Annotated in this window: 9 protein-coding genes; 6 read left to right on the top strand and 3 right to left on the bottom strand. The window is 66.6% G+C overall.

The window, feature by feature from the left end:
* Window positions 1-155: 155 nt before the first annotated feature.
* Window positions 156-869 (bottom strand): M48 family metallopeptidase, encoded by a 714-nt coding sequence (locus FHS74_RS14965; RefSeq protein ID WP_246463150.1) that lies wholly within the window; start codon window positions 867-869, stop codon window positions 156-158.
* A gap of 692 nt (window positions 870-1,561) precedes the next feature.
* Here FHS74_RS14965 and glpK point away from each other — a divergent pair.
* The 6 genes from glpK to FHS74_RS14995 all read left to right on the top strand — a co-directional run bounded on the left by glpK (window position 1,562) and on the right by FHS74_RS14995 (window position 9,132).
* Window positions 1,562-3,049 carry a glycerol kinase GlpK gene (gene glpK, locus FHS74_RS14970; RefSeq protein ID WP_184801920.1) on the top strand — a complete coding sequence of 496 codons (1,488 nt, stop codon included), beginning with the start codon at window positions 1,562-1,564 and terminating at the stop codon, window positions 3,047-3,049.
* 108 nt (window positions 3,050-3,157) lie between these two features.
* Window positions 3,158-4,237 carry an aspartyl protease family protein gene (locus tag FHS74_RS14975; RefSeq protein WP_184801922.1) on the top strand — a complete coding sequence of 360 codons (1,080 nt, stop codon included), beginning with the start codon at window positions 3,158-3,160 and terminating at the stop codon, window positions 4,235-4,237.
* A 277-nt stretch (window positions 4,238-4,514) separates the two neighbouring features.
* Window positions 4,515-5,480 (top strand): retroviral-like aspartic protease family protein, encoded by a 966-nt coding sequence (locus tag FHS74_RS14980; RefSeq protein ID WP_184801924.1) that lies wholly within the window; start codon window positions 4,515-4,517, stop codon window positions 5,478-5,480.
* Window positions 5,481-5,681: 201 nt separating this feature from the next.
* Window positions 5,682-6,770, top strand: a complete 1,089-nt coding sequence (locus FHS74_RS14985; protein WP_184801926.1) for a retropepsin-like aspartic protease — start codon at window positions 5,682-5,684, stop codon at window positions 6,768-6,770.
* A 113-nt stretch (window positions 6,771-6,883) separates the two neighbouring features.
* A complete protein-coding gene (locus FHS74_RS14990; RefSeq protein WP_184801928.1) occupies window positions 6,884-7,936 on the top strand; it encodes a retroviral-like aspartic protease family protein in 1,053 nt (350 codons plus the stop codon).
* 95 nt (window positions 7,937-8,031) lie between these two features.
* Window positions 8,032-9,132 carry a retroviral-like aspartic protease family protein gene (locus tag FHS74_RS14995; RefSeq protein WP_184801930.1) on the top strand — a complete coding sequence of 367 codons (1,101 nt, stop codon included), beginning with the start codon at window positions 8,032-8,034 and terminating at the stop codon, window positions 9,130-9,132.
* Window positions 9,133-9,321: 189 nt separating this feature from the next.
* Here FHS74_RS14995 and gltB read toward each other — a convergent pair whose 3' ends face one another.
* Together gltB and FHS74_RS15005 are read right to left on the bottom strand one after the other, a co-directional pair.
* Window positions 9,322-13,896 carry a glutamate synthase large subunit gene (gltB, locus tag FHS74_RS15000; protein WP_246463170.1) on the bottom strand — a complete coding sequence of 1,525 codons (4,575 nt, stop codon included), beginning with the start codon at window positions 13,894-13,896 and terminating at the stop codon, window positions 9,322-9,324.
* Window positions 13,897-13,918: 22 nt separating this feature from the next.
* Complete coding sequence (locus tag FHS74_RS15005; RefSeq protein ID WP_184801932.1) at window positions 13,919-15,367, bottom strand: NAD(P)-dependent oxidoreductase; 1,449 nt, start codon at window positions 15,365-15,367, stop codon at window positions 13,919-13,921.
* Window positions 15,368-15,788 lie beyond the last annotated feature (421 nt).

Below are 15,788 nucleotides of genomic sequence, written 5' to 3' on the forward strand. Positions count from 1 at the left end.
GCGCCGCCATCCGGCGGCTTGGCTTCCTCGGTTCAAAGGCGGCGTCAGCGGCCCTATAGCCGGCTGCGTTTAATCGGAACCACAGCCGGCTATAGCTGAGTCTGTCCGCGAGCGGCTTCACGCCCAAAGGCGATTCCACCTTTGGGCGACCCGCTCTAACCAAACCGATGCAGCTTGGCACCGTGCGCCTTGAGCCAGGCCCGGGGCCTGTCCACGTCGCCGGCCAGATCTTCGCACAGGGCCCAGAACTTCGGGCCATGGTTCATTTCCGCCAAATGCGCCACCTCGTGCGCCACGACATAGGCCACGATCTGCGGCGGGGCCAGGATCAGGCGCCAGGAATAGCTGATGCGGCCGGTGGCGGAGCAGCTGCCCCAGCGGCTGCGGGTGTCGCGCACGGTGACAGCACTGGCGCGCAGGCGGGCGCGGGCCGCCGTCTCCGCCGTCAGGGCCGACAGATGGCGGCGGGCCTCCGCCTTCAGGAAATCGGTGACGCGGCGGTTCAGGAACTCCGCCTCCCCGCCCACGCGCAGCTCCGGGCCCGCCGGCCCCTCCACCAGGCGGGCGCCGCCCCGGCGGCCAGGCTCATGGCGGATAGGCGTGGAACGGCCCAGCAGGGGCAGCGCCATGCCGTCGGTGAAGGGCTGCCGCGGCGGCAGGGCCGCCAGGCGGGCGTGCACCCAATCTAGATGGCGGCCGACGAAGCCGGTGATCTCGGCATCGCCCACGCGGGGCGGCACGGTCACGCGCACGGTGTCGGTGGCGGTGTCGACCTTCAGGGACAGGCGCCGGGCGCGGGGGCTGCGCCGCACTTCCACGGGCGCGTCGATACCGGCCACCCGGAGCTGGGTCACCGTGGTCGGCGCCATCGGCACCTTCGCCCTGGTTCTCGGCGCTGGCTTCTTCGGGGCGGCCAGCCCCATGCCGCGCAACAGGCCCATCAACCCCATTGGTCCCGGCCCTCGACATGCTTCGGCGGCCGCACCATCGGCCCGCCGCTGTTCCCTATATAAGGGGTATGGCCACCACGCGCACCCCCATATGCGCGGGCACGCGCTGGGGGCGGCGGTTGAAGCGGGGGCAGCGATGGGGGCCGGCGCCCACAAAAGCGAACCCCCGCGCCGGTCAGGGCCACGGGGGTTCTGTTGGCTTCAGCGAAGCTCAGATAGTCCATCGAGCGATATGCCGGCCAGAAACCGGCATTTAGCTACCGCTATATATGAGGAGCCGTCACACAGCTCATACAGTACGCATCGGTGGAGTCATGATTTGACACACCCTCCTGGTTACGGGCAACACATCGAATACTGAATGCATTCGAAGATTTACCTGATCTGGTGGGTTAATCTGGGTTCTGAACCCTCCTGAGTGCTTCGATAAGACAGATCGTGCACCTGTTACAGTTCGGCGTCAACCCCATTACGCACCTCCTTTCGCCCCCCTTCTGGATAGCTTTTTCCGCCCCGACCGTTGACAGGTCGGGGCCGGCCGCCGCACCGTCGGTGTTACCACGCGCGCGCGAAAGCGGCGCGATAACAAGACCCTGGGAGGGGCCGCCCCCATGACCGCCGACCTGATCCTGGCCATCGACCAGGGTACCACCTCCACCCGCGCCATCCTGTTCGACGGCCGCGGCCGACCTCTCGCCACGGCGCAGCGCGAACTGCGGCAAGACTACCCCGGCGATGGCCAGGTGGAGCATGCGCCGGAGGACATCTGGCGCGACACGGTGGCGGTCTGCCGGGGGGCGGTGGCCAAGGCCGGGGTCGATGCCGCCCGCGTGGCCGCCATCGGCATCACCAACCAGCGCGAGACGACGGTGGTGTGGGACCGGCGCACGGGCGAGGCCTTGCACCCCGCCATCGTCTGGCAGGACCGCCGCACCGCCGGACTGTGCCAGGCCCTGCGGCGCGAGGGGGCGGAGGCCATGGTGCGCCGGCGCACCGGCCTGTTGCTGGATCCCTATTTCTCCGCCACCAAGCTGGCCTGGATCCTGGACACGGTGCCGGGCGCGCGGGGCCGGGCCGAAGCGGGCGACCTGGCCTTCGGCACCATCGACTGCTTCCTGCTGTGGCGCCTGACCGGCGGCCAGGTGCACGCGACCGACGCCACCAACGCCGCCCGCACGCTGCTGTTCAACCTGGAAACCCTGGATTGGGACGAGGAACTGCTGCGCCTGTTCGGCATCCCGGCCTCCATCCTGCCCCGGGTGCTCGACAACAGCGGCCCCTTCGGCATCACCACCGCCGACCTGCTGGGCCGCCCCATCCCCGTCCTGGGCATGGCGGGCGACCAGCAGGCGGCCGCCATCGGCCAGGCCTGCTTAGGCCCGGGCATGATCAAGAGCACCTACGGCACCGGCTGCTTCGCCCTGATGAACATCGGCGACACCCCGCGCCCGTCATCCCACCGCCTGCTGACCACCCTGGCCTACCGCCTGGAGGGCCGCGCCAGCTATGCGCTGGAGGGATCGATCTTCGTGGCGGGGGCGGCGGTGCAGTGGCTGCGCGATGGCCTGAAGCTCATCCCCGACGCCGCGTCATCCCAAGGCCATGCGGAAGCCCTGGCCGACACGGGCGGCGTCTATCTGGTGCCGGCCTTCACCGGCCTGGGCGCGCCCTATTGGGACCCCGACGCCCGTGGCGCCATCCTGGGACTGACCCGCGACAGCGGCATCAGCCACATCGTGCGCGCCGCCCTGGAATCGGTCTGCTACCAGACGCGCGACCTGATGGACGCCATGGCGGCCGACAGCGGCTGCGCCCTGACGGCCCTGCGCGTCGATGGCGGCATGGTCGCCAACGACTGGCTGATGCAGTTCCTGGCCGACCAACTGGACCTGACGGTGGAACGGCCGGCGGTGACGGAGACGACCGCCCTGGGCGCCGCCTTCCTGGCCGGCCTGGCGGCGGGGCTGTTCCCCAACCTGGAGGCCATCTCCACCCTATGGCGGGAAGAGCGCCGGTTCGACCCCGCCGCCGACCCCGCCCAGCGGGAGCGGCTGTATGATGGCTGGAAACGGGCGGTGGCCAGGGTGCGGACGGCGTGAGCCGGCGCGCCCCGGCGTGCAATCAAGAGCACTTTTTAGTATAAGGGTCGCGGTGCGCGGGCGTTGTCGCCGGGGGGCGACCGCCCGCTAAGGAGGTTGGGGACACAGATGGGCTTTTGGGTGGGGCGCCTGGCAATAGCGCTGGGCCTGGTGGTGCCGATGCTGCTGGCGACGCCCGGCGGCGCGGAGACGAAATGCCAATTCGCCAAAGTGGCCAACTTGCCGATCAAGATGGAGGGTAACCAGCCCTTGGTGGAGGGCAGCGTCAACGGCCACCCGGTGCAGTTCCTGATCGACACGGGGTCTTTCGCCACTTTGCTGTTTAGCGACGCCGCGGAGAAATTGGGCCTCCACCTGACTGCCATACAAGGGGCCACCGTCTTCGGCGTGGGCGGCGAAAGCCAAGTCATGATGACATCGTTGGACACCCTGACGCTGGATCAAGCATCCGTCCATAACCTACGCCTGATGGTGACAGGCACGCACAAAAGTAAAAAAGATGATCCCGTGAAGATTGCTGGCGTCATAGGCGAAGACATACTCCGAAGATTCGATGTGGAAATGGACTTTGCTCACGAACAGATCTTCTTATACGAAGCGCGCGATTGCGATGACGTGGACCTTCTTCCCTGGACAGGAGCCTACACCGTCGTCGATTTCCCCCCTGTCAGCACCACCCACACCCATATCTCTCCGCAAATATTGATAAATGGCGAGACTGTCCGTGGTGATTTGGATTCAGGGGCCTATTACTCAACCCTGACAAAAGAAAAGGCGGCCAGCCTGGGCATCACCCCCGAGAGCCCCGGAGTCACATCGGGGGGCAGCGCCTGGGGCATCGGCGCGCGCCAAGAAGCGGTGTGGGTCGGCAAGTTCGACAGCTTCACCATCGGCGATGAAACCATCCGCCATCCCAAGCTGCGCTTCGGCGACATCTTCAAACACGCCACTGTCACATGGACCGGGTCGCGGCTGCCCAGCCAAGTGTTGGAAACGCAGATGCTCTTGGGCGCGGATTTCCTGCGGGCCCATCATGTCTTGATCGCGCACAGCCAGAACAAATTGTATCTCAGCTACATTGGCGGCCCGGTCTTCCAGACAGCCCCGCCCCCTCAAGCGCCGACCGGTGCGGACACGAAGGACGGCGTGGCCACCGCTCCGCAGTCCGACCAGCCGCCCGGCCGATGACGGCTTTTCAGGATAGCGGCATCAGCAACATCGTGCAGGGCGCCGCTCGGGTGCGTCTGCCATCACACCCGCGACCCGATGGACGCGTAATGGCCCACAACCACGGGGCCGCCACCGGTCGGCCGATGCAATTTCAGGCGGAACCGGCACCCGCCGGACGCTGCACGTTGGGGGGGACGGAGTAGCAATGCGCACCGACATGACGCGCTTGGCGGGCTTGCTGTGCATTTGGGGATCACTTTGCCTAACGGGTAATGCCAGGGCCGCTCCGTGCAGGATGGAGCAATGGGGCGTCATCCCCATCGTCATGGAGGGGAACCAACCCCTGATCCCTGGCGCCATCAACGGCACGCCGGTCAAGTTCCTGATCGACACCGGCGCCACCGCCAGTTTCATCGTTCCTGGCGCGGCCAAACGCCTGGGCCTGGTGAAGGGAAAGCTGCGCGGCGCGGCCACCGGCGTGGATCGCGGTGAAAGCGACATCACCTCCACCGTCATCAAAACCCTGACGCTGAACAACGCCAGCGCCAACGATGTGCCGATGATGATCGGCGGTGGTGGCGATAGCCTGGGGGGGCCCGACGTCGTTGGCGTGATGGGTGAGAACTTCTTGCGTCACTATGACGTGGAGATGGATTTCGCCCACGGCCGGATGGTCCTTTACACTCCCCACGATTGCGGTGACGCCGACCTGATGACATGGGACGGCGCCTATTCGGTCGCTGACTTCCGCCCCCTGACATCGTTCCTGCCGCAGATCATCCTGGATCTGCAACTCAACGGGCAGCACGTTCAGGCGCTGTTGGACAGCGGCGCCTATTACTCCATCCTAACGGTCGACAAGGCCAGGGGCTTGGGTGTCAAAGCCGATGCTCCCGGTGTCACACCAGTGCCCCCCATCACCGGAATAAACGGGGGAAGGGTGCGGGCGTGGGTGGCGACTTTCGACAGCTTCACCATTGGGGATGAAACCATCAAGCATCCGAAGCTGCGATTCGGTGAAATCAGTTACGAGGCTTATTGGACCAGCAACGACCGTGATTTCATGGCCGTTCGCGAAAACCAGATGCTCCTGGGCGCTGACTTCCTGCGCAGCCACCGCGTCCTGATCGCCCACAGCCAGCATAAGCTTTACTTCAGCTACGTCGGGGGGCCTGTCTTTCAAACCGATGGAGCGCCCGCGCCGGTGTCGACACCCCCGGCCACCGACAGCGCCGATCCGCCCCGATTGAAGGTGGACTAACGACGGGGCAAGAGACTTGCGCTCAGAGGGGTGCCTGGGGATCGGAATGAAAAAGATGGGTAATTGCGATTTTGTAACGGGCTGCTGCGCGCCTGCGGATAAAAGGCCGGGCCGCGACATCTCATCTTGCTCAGGCTGACGCCAGCCTGGGGGGCGGAACACATCACGGAACTGGCCTGGGGAACGAGCATGGGCTTGGCGATGATAGTGAACCATCTGCGCGGAACATTGGCCGTGGCGACAGCCCTCTGCCTGGCGGCCATCCCTCTCGCCGCCCCCGCCCGGGCGGCGTCTTCCTGCAAGCTGGTCAAGGTGGCGGCCATCCCGCTGGAGATGGACGGGAACCAACTGCTGGCCGCCGTCACCATCAACGGCAAACCGACCCATATGCAGATCGACACCGGCGCCTGGATGTCCCTGCTGAGCCGCCCCTCACTGGGCCAACTGGGCCTGAAGGCGGTGGACGCCGAAAGTGAACTGATCGGCATCGACGGCAAAAGCCGACTGTTGCAGACCACCTTGGACAGCCTGGAACTGGGCGCGTGGCGGGGGCGGGACGTGCGCGTCTATGTCGGCGGCTACCGCGCTTTCGGGGGCGACGCGGTAGGCCTGCTGGGCATGGACCTGCTGGAACGCTACGATATGGAATTCGACCTCGCCCACAAGCTGTTGAGCCTGTACAAGCCGGAGAAGTGCGATAACGACGTCCTGGCCTACTGGTCGGACAGCTACAACGTCACCGACATGGAATCCGGGCGTGGCACCCGCTCGCGCATCCGCCTGACCGTCTCCGTCAACGGGCAGCCCGTTCACGCCCAACTGGACAGTGGCGCCAGCCTGACCGTCCTGGATGAGGGCGTGGCCAGGCGCGTGGGCGTGGACGTGGCCGCCGGAGAAGCCGAGAAGGGCGGGGGAGCGCAGGGCGTGAATGGCTACAAGATCGAAGATCACATCGGCACGTTCGACAGCTTCAGCATCGGGGATGAGACCATCCGCCACGCCAAGCTGCGGGTGACCGATCTGTACAATCGCGTGGGCGAACGCTTGGTCGGCAGCAAGCTGGCCACGTCCTACGGCGACACCGACATGTACCTGGGCGTCGATTTCCTGCGCAGCCACCGCGTCTACGTCGCCTCCAGCCAGCGCAAGATCTACTTCACCTACCAGGGCGGCCCCGTGTTCCAGATGATAGGCCCGGTGCGCCCGCCGGAAGAGGACGAGTCGACGGCGGCCAACGGCGGGCGAGCGGACAAGCCATCGGCGGCGGCGCCGCAACCGACCAGGGAGTAAGCCGCGACACGGCACCGCCCTTCATTGGCCATCGCTTGATCGGCACCGCGTTTGCGTGCATCCCTATGGGTGCAAAAATGCCAACACCGCCTTGCGGCAAGACGGGGATGCGGATGCGGAAGGAAGGGGACGGCGCCCGGCGGGGGCCTGCCTGGGCCTGGGGACTGGTCGTGGCGGCGCTGACGCTGGCCAGCGGGACAAGCGCCAAGGGTGCCGAGACCTGCCAGATGATCAAGACGGACAGCCTGCCCGTGGTCATGGACGGCAACCAGCCCCTGGTGAAGGTCGAGGTCAACGGCCATCCCGCCTATTTCCTGATCGACACCGGTGCCGCCCTCAGCATGATCCTACGCTCCAAGGCGGCGGAACTGGACCTGCCGAGCTTCAGCGGCCGCAATGGCGAGATCATCGGCGTCGGCGGCCGCAGCGACATTCAGGGCACCCGCATCAAAACCTTCACCCTGGGCCAGCACACGGTCACGGACATGCCCCTGGCGCTGGCCGGAGAGCGGGCCATAGGCCGCGCCGACGTGGTGGGCCTGCTGGGGGAAGACGTGTTCCGCAAGTTCGATGTGGAATTCGACCTGGCGCACGACATCATCAACCTGTACCAGCCGCGTGGCTGCGGCGACGCCTTCCTGGGCTTTTGGTCGGAAAGCGCGCTGACCGCCGACATTCGGCCGCTGAACCCACAAAACCCCGAGATCCTGCTGGATGTCACGCTGGGCGGCCAACCTGTGAAGGCCGCCCTGGACAGTGGGGCGACCCGCTCGGTGCTGTCGCTGTCCGCCGCCGCCCGTGCCGGCGTCACGCCGGACACCCCCGGCGTGACCATGGCGGAGTTGGCCTCGGGCATCGGTGCCAAGACGTCCCAGGAATGGATCGGCGTGTTCGACGGCTTCACCCTGGGGGATGAGACCATCAAGCATGCCAAGCTGCGCTTCGGCGATTTTCTGAACCAGACCGCCACCTATACCGATGCCGGTTCGCGGATGGCCCACCCCGCCTCCGGCCAGTCCAGCCCTGACATGCTGCTGGGGGCCGACTTCCTCAAGGCCCACCATGTGCTGATCGCCCACAGCCAGAACAGGCTGTACTTCACCTACAATGGTGGCCCGGTGTTCAATGTCACCCGGCAAAAGCCGGAAGCGACGGCGCCGCGGTAGGACCCCGCCCTCCGGCGCGATGCCCGCGGTTACGCACTGTTGGGGGAGCGGCCGGGCATAGGAAGTCCGCCGGGACTGGGATGATAGGGGGCACAATGACTTTACGCACCTGGGCGCGACACCTGGCACGGGGGGTGGGCGCCAGCGCCCTGGTGAGTCTGGCGGTCGGCGCCGCGCCGGCCCTGGCCGGTTCGTCCTCCTGCAAGCTGGCCAAAGTGGGCAGCGTTCCCGTCACCCTGGACGGCAATCAGCCCCTGGTCAGCGCCGTGGTCAATGGGAAGCCTGTGCATTTCCTGCTGGATACCGGCGCTGACAGTTCCATCATCAGTCGCCCGGCCGCAGCCCGTTTGGGTCTGTACGCCAAGGACACCGGTGGCCAGCTTATTGGCCTTAACGGATCCAGCCGCCTGCTGCAGTCGACCATGAACACGATAGAGATGGGCACCTACCACGGCAAGGATGTGCGTGTTTTCGTCGGCGGCCATAACGAGTTCGGCGCGGGCGAAGATGTGGTGGGCGTCCTGGGGATGGACTTCCTGGAACGGCACGACCTGGAATTCGATTTCGCGCACAATTTACTGAACCTGTACAAACCCGAAGGCTGCGACGACGTCGAACTCGCGTACTGGGCCGACTCCTACAGCATGGTGGAGTTGGACAGGGTTTGGCGCACACGCGCCGCTATTCGCCTGGTAATCACTGTCGATGGGCAGCCGCTGCATGCCTTGGTGGACAGCGGTGCCACCGTAAGCCTGCTGGACGCCAAGGCGATGCGCCACCTGGGGCGCGATACCGCCAACGTCGGCGTGGGGCCGGAGGCGGACGTCAAGCCCGGCGGCGCCATCCGAGGGATCGGCGGCCTGTACCTCCCCACGCTCATCAGCACGTTCGGAACCGTCAGCATTGGCGATGAGACCATCAAGAACGCCAAGATGCGATATCTAGCCCACCCGGACGACAAAGGGCAGCTAGTTACCGACGCCCGCCTGGACGACGCCTTCGGCGGCGGCGTGGACATGGTCCTGGGCGCGGACTTCCTGCGCAGCCACCGAGTGTACGTGGCCTTCAGTCAGCGCAAAATCTATTTCACCTACGCCGGGGGCCCCGTCTTCCAAACCAAGGGCGAGGCCATGATGCGGGACCGCAGCGGGGAGGACACCGCCCTGTCGGAAAAGGGAGGCGCCACCCCGCAGTAGGCGCCCGCAAAGAAAAACCGCCACCAGAGGGTATCCGGCGGCGGTCGCGTTTTCCGGGGAGCGGCGGCGGGCTCCTGGCGGAACCCCCGTGCCCCCTCTTCTTCGTCCCTCTTCGTGGGGCTCCCTAGGCGGGAGGCGCCCCGGCCCAAAGGCCGGGGCGCCCGAAATGGCGGCTTACTCGGGCGCCCCCTACTCGGCGCTGAGCGCCTGGGGCGGCAGGACCGGCACCGCCAGGCGGTGCAGCATCTCCTTCGGGACCACCTGCCAGAAGTGGCCGCGCACCAGCGGCCAGTCGTTCAGCAGGGTCATGGCCCAGCGGCTTTGCGTCCGCGCCACATGCTCCTCGATCAGCGACACCAGCATATCCTCGTAATGCTGCACCTGGATACGCTGGAAGATGACGCTGTCGGGGTTGATGTGCAGCGGCAGGGTGCCCGCCTGATCATAGACGAAGGCCATGCCGCCGGTCATACCGGCACCAAAGTTGTCACCCACGGACCCGAGGATGACCACCATGCCGCCGGTCATGTACTCGCAGCCGTTGGAACCGCAGCCCTCCACCACCACCGTGGCGCCGGAGTTGCGGACGGCGAAGCGCTCACCCGCCTGGCCGGCGGCGAACACCTTGCCCGCCGTGGCACCGTACAGCACCGTGTTGCCGATGATGGTGTTCTCGTTGGACTTCAAGGGCGTGGCCGTCAGCGGCCGGACGATGATGGTGCCGCCCGACAGCCCCTTGCCGACATAGTCGTTGGCGTCGCCGAACACCTCCAGGGTCAGCCCCTGGACGGCGAAGGCGCCCAGCGACTGGCCGGCGGAGCCGCGCAGGCGCACCGTGCAGTGCCCAGGCTGCAGGCCGCTCATCCCGAACTTGCGGGTGATCATGGCCGACATCCGCGTGCCGATGGCGCGGTGCGTGTTCTGCACGTTGTAGGCCAACTGCATCTTCTCGCCGTCCTCGAACAGCTGGCGGGCGTCCCGGATCATCTGGGCGTCCAGCGTGTCCGGCACCTCGTTGCGGCCGGTCTGCGTGCAGTAGCGCGCGCTGTCGCCGGCCGGGTCGGCCTGGGCCAGCAGGGGGTTCAAGTCCAGATCGTCCAGGTGCACGGCGCCGCGGCTGACCTGGTGCAGCAGGTCGGTGCGGCCGATGACCTCCCGCAGCGTGCGGAAGCCCAGGCTGGCCAGGATCTCGCGCACCTCTTCCGCCATGAAGCTGAACAGGTTGACGACCTTCTCCGGCGTGCCGACGAACTTCTGCCGCAGGCTTTCATCCTGCACGCACACGCCCACCGGGCAGGTGTTGCTGTGGCACTGGCGTACCATGATGCAGCCCATGGCGATCAGGCTGGCGGTACCCACGCCGAACTCCTCGGCCCCCAGCATCGCCGCCATGACGATGTCGCGCCCGGTCTTGAGCCCGCCGTCGGTGCGCAGCGTGACGCGGTGGCGCAGGCGGTTCAGCGTCAGCACCTGCTGCACCTCGCTGAGGCCCATTTCCCACGGCAAGCCGGCGAACTTCACGCTGGTGACGGGCGAGGCGCCGGTGCCGCCGACATTGCCCGACACCAGGATGACATCGGCGCCGGCCTTGGCCACGCCGGCGGCGATGGTGCCGATGCCCGAGCGGCTGACCAGCTTCACGCAGACCTTGGCGTCCGGGTTGATCTGCTTCAGGTCGTAGATCAGCTGCGCCAGATCCTCGATCGAGTAGATGTCGTGGTGCGGCGGCGGGCTGATCAGCATCACGCCGGGCGTGCTGTGGCGCAGGCGGGCGATCAGTTCCGTCACCTTGAAGCCGGGCAGCTGCCCGCCCTCGCCGGGCTTGGCGCCCTGGGCCACCTTGATCTCGATCTCGCGGCACTGGTTCAGGTACTCGGCCGTCACGCCGAAGCGGCCGGAGGCCACCTGCTTGATGGCGGAGTTCCAGTTGTCGCCGTTGGCGTCCGGCTTGAAGCGCGCCGGATCCTCACCACCCTCGCCCGAGTCGGACTTGGCGCCGATGCGGTTCATGGCGACGTTCAGGGTGCCGTGGGCCTCGGGGCTCAGGGCGCCCAGCGACATGGCCGGGGTGATGAAGCGCTTGCGGATGGCGGTGATGCTCTCCACCTCGTCCACCGCGACCTTGCCCTTGGAGGGGCGGAAGTCCAGCAGGTCGCGCAGCTGCAGGGGCGGGCGCTTGTGCACGCCTTCGGAGTAGCGCTTGAAGGTGGAATAGCTGTCGTTGGACACCGCCTGCTGCAGCAGGTGGATCAGGCCGCCTTCCCAGGCGTGGCGGTCGCCGCCCTTGCGGAACTTGTAGAAACCGCCGATGGGCAGGGCCACGACCTCCTCGTTCCAGGCCAGCGCGTGCTGTTCCAGCACGTCCTTCTGGATGCCGACCAGGCCCAAGCCGGAGATGCGGCTGATCATGCCGGGGAAGTGCTCGGCCACCAGCGAGCGGGACAGGCCCACCGCCTCGAAGTTCAGGCCGCCGCGATAGCTGGAGACGATGGAGATGCCCATCTTGGACATGATCTTCAGCAGGCCCTCATTGATGGCCTTCTTGTACCGCTCCAGGCACTTCTCCAAGGGCATGTCGCCGAACAGGCCGCGCCGCTGGCGGTCGGCGATGGCCTCCTGCGCCAGGTAGGCGTTGACCGTGGTGGCACCCACGCCGATCAGCACGGCAACGTAGTGCACGTCCAGGCATTCGCCCGAGCGGACGTTGACCGAGGTGAAGGTGCGCAGCTGCTGGCGGATCAGATGGGTATGGACCGCCCCCGTCACCAGGATCATGGGCAGGGCGGCGCGGTCGGGCCCCATGGCCTCATCCGTCAGGATCAGGTGGGTGGCGCCGCCACGCACCGCGTCCTCCGCCTCCTGCCGCACGCGGCGCAGGGCGTCGGTCATGGCGAACTCACCCACCGCCGGATCGAAGGTGCAGTCGATCTCCGCCGCCGTGTCGCCCATATAGCGCCGCATGGCGATGAATTCCGCCGTCGTCAGGACGGGGGTCTGCAGCTGCAGCAGGCGGGTCTGGGTGTCATTCTCGTCCAGGATGTTGCCCAGGTTGCCCAAGCGGGTCTTCAGGCTCATCACCCGCTGCTCGCGCAGGCTGTCGATGGGCGGGTTGGTCACCTGGCTGAAATTCTGGCGGAAATAGTGGTGCAAGCCACGATAACGGTCCGACAGCACGGCCATGGGGCTGTCATCGCCCATGGAACCGACGGCCTCCTTCGCATCCTCGACCATGGGGTGCAGGATGGTCTCCACATCCTCCATGGAGATGCCGTAGGCCACCTGGCGGCGGCGCAACTGGTCGCGGCTGAGTTCGGCCGTGGTGGCGGGTCCCCCCTTCACCAGGTCGTCCAGCACCGTGATGTGGCGCACCCAGCTGCCATAAGGCTTGCTGGCGGCCAATTTGTCCTTGATATCCCGGTCCTTGTAGAGCCGGCCCTCGGCCAGATCCAAGGCGATCATCTGCCCCGGCCCCAGGCGGCCCTTCTCCCGGACCGAATATTCCTCGACCTTCACCATGCCGGTCTCGGACCCGGCGATCAGCAGGCCGTCGCCGGTGACGACATAGCGCATGGGCCGCAGGCCGTTGCGGTCCATGCCGCCCACGACCCAGCGGCCGTCATACATGGCCAGCGCCGCCGGGCCGTCCCACGGCTCCATCACCGCGTTGGCGTAACTGTACAGGTCGCGGTGGTTCTGCGGCATGGTCTCGCGGTCGGACCAGGCCTCCGGCACCAGCATGGTCTTGACCATGGGGGCGGAGCGGCCGGAGCGCACCAGCACCTCGAACACCGCGTCCAGGCAGGCGCTGTCGGAACCGCCGGCGGGGATGATGGGCTTCACGTCCTCGATCAGGTTGCCGAAGATCTCGTGACCCATACGGGTCTCATGCGCCTTCATCCAGTTGACGTTACCGCGCAGCGTGTTGATCTCGCCGTTGTGCGCCAGCATGCGGAAGGGCTGGGCCAGCCACCAGGTGGGGAAGGTGTTGGTGGAGTAGCGCTGGTGGTAGATCGCGAAGTTGGACTCGAAGCGCTCGTCCAGCAGATCGGGATAGAAGGACGTCAGCTGTTCGGCCAGGAACATGCCCTTGTAGATGATGGACCGGCAGGACAGCGTGCAGATGTAGAAGTCGGAGATGGACTCCGCCTTCACCGCCTTCTCGATGCGGCGGCGGATGACGTACAGGTCCCGCTCCAGCTGGTCTTCCGGCACGTTGCGCGGGTTGCCCACCATGATCTGCTCGATCTCCGGGCGGGTGGCGTTCGCCTTCTCGCCGATGATCTCGATGTTGATGGGAACCTGGCGCCAGCCATAGATGGTGTAGCCGAACTTCAGGATTTCCGTTTCGACCACGCAGCGGCAGCGCTCCTGCGCCTCCATGTCCGTGCGGGGCAGGAAGACCTGGCCGACGGAGATCAGGCCGTCGGGCGGCAGGTGGCCGCTGCGCGCCACGTGCTCGCGGAAGAAGCTCTGCGGGATCTGCAGGTGGATGCCGGCGCCGTCACCCGTCTTGCCGTCGGCGTCGACGGCGCCGCGGTGCCACAGGGCGCTCAGGGCTTCCACCGCCTTCTCCACGACGGAGCGGCGGGGCTTGCCGTCCAGCGACGCGACGAAGCCCACGCCGCAGGCGTCATGCTCCATCTCCGGCGACCAGACGTGCGCCTCTTCCAGGCGGCGGGCGCTGGCGTGGTAGCGCTCAACGAACTCCGCGCCGGTTTCGGCCGACATGTTCCGGGAAACCAGGGGGCTGCCGTTTTCGATCATCTCGCTCATCTCAAATCCCCCTTCACTCGGCGGCCAGTTGGCCCGCGGCGGCGCGGGCGGTGATGTAGGTGTGGATGCCGGCGGCGGCGTCACGGCCATCGCGGATACCCCAGACGACGAGGGACGCGCCGCGGACGATGTCACCGGCGGCGAACACGCCTTCCAGGTTGGTCATCAAGGTGCGCGGATCGGCCATGACGGTGCCCCAGCGGCTGACCTTCAGGTTCGGCTCACCGAACAGGGTGGGCAGCGGCTCCGGATCGAAGCCCAGGGCCTTGATCACCAGGTCGGCCTCCAGCGTGAAGGCCGAGCCCTCGATGGCCTGCGGCGTCTGGCGGCCCGACGCGTCGGCCACGCCCATGTGCATACGGTGGGCGCGCACGCCCGTCACCTGCCGGTCGCCCAGGAAGGCGTCCGGGGCGGCCTGCCACACGAACTCCACGCCCTCTTCCTCGGCATGGGCCACCTCGCGCTGGCTGCCCGGCATGTTGGCGCGGTTGCGGCGATAGAGGCACTTCACCGACTTGGCGCCCTGGCGGATGGCCGTGCGCACGCAGTCCATGGCGGTGTCGCCGCCGCCGATGACGACGACATTCTTGCCCTTGGCGTTCAGGCGGCCATTCTCGAAATCGACCACGGTGTCGCCCAGGCCGGTACGGTTGCTGGCGGTCAGGTAGTCCAGCGCTGGCACGATGCCGTCCACGCCGCTGCCGGGCCCCTCAAGTTCGCGCGCCTTGTAGACGCCGGTGGCGATCAGGATGGCGTCGTGCTGCACCCGCAGCTGGCCCAGGGTGGCGTGGCGACCGACCTCGAAACCCAGGTGGAAGATGACGCCGGCATCGGCCAGCAGCTTGGCCCGGCGCTCCACCACGTCCTTCTCCAGCTTGAAGCTGGGGATGCCGTAGATCAGCAGGCCGCCCACGCGGTCGTAGCGGTCGTAGACATGCACCTGATAGCCCTTGCGGCGCAGTTGGTCGGCGGCGGCCAGGCCCGCCGGCCCGGCGCCGATGATGCCCACGCTCTGCGCCCGTTCACGCACGGGCGTGGCGGGCTTCACCCAGCCGCGTTCCCAGGCGGTGTCGGTGATGTACTTCTCCACGGCACCGATGGTGACCGTGCCGTGGGTCGACTGCTCGATGGTGCAGTTGCCCTCGCACAGGCGGTCCTGCGGGCAGATACGGCCACAGATTTCGGGGAAGTTGTTGGTGGCCTGCGACACCTCGTAGGCTTCTTCCAGCCGGCCTTCCGCCGTCAGCTTCAGCCAGTCCGGGATGTTGTTGGAGACGGGGCAATGGACCTGGCAGAAAGGCACGCCGCACTGCGAGCAGCGCGAGGCCTGGGTGACGGCCTGGCCGTCGGCGAAGCGGGCGTAGATCTCATCGAAATCCTGCCGGCGCAGCGCGGGCTCGCGTTTATCGGGCATTTGCTGGTCCGTGTGGACGAACTGGAGCATCTGCTGCTTCTGCGCCATGGCCTTGATCCCTTCGTGCTCTAACCGGCCGGCGCGTCCCCGGACCAGCCATCCCAATATTCTCCCCACCTGCCGATTGCGGCGGCCGGCGGAGGTGCTTCCCCTGTTGGCCAACCCCGGGCGACAGCCGCCGGGTCACGGGCTTGCGCGCTTAGGGGGCGCGAAGTTCATATAAGTCGTTCCAGCCTATCGCTCCAGCACTTTTTACACGTTAAGTCAGCATAACTGTCCTATTGTGGGGGCGGGCATGGACTCGCGTGTGGAAAAGCGGTGACTGTGCCTTTCGCGCTTGCGACATATGGTACGCATTTGCTTACCAAATACACCCATCTAATTGATATACATAAATATATAGAGCAACGACACCCCTCGGCGGCCCGTCTCCCGCTGGCGATGGCGATATCGCGGGGCAGCGAGACCG

The organism is Nitrospirillum iridis (assembly GCF_014205765.1).
Taxonomy (GTDB): Bacteria; Pseudomonadota; Alphaproteobacteria; order Azospirillales; family Azospirillaceae; genus Nitrospirillum; species Nitrospirillum iridis.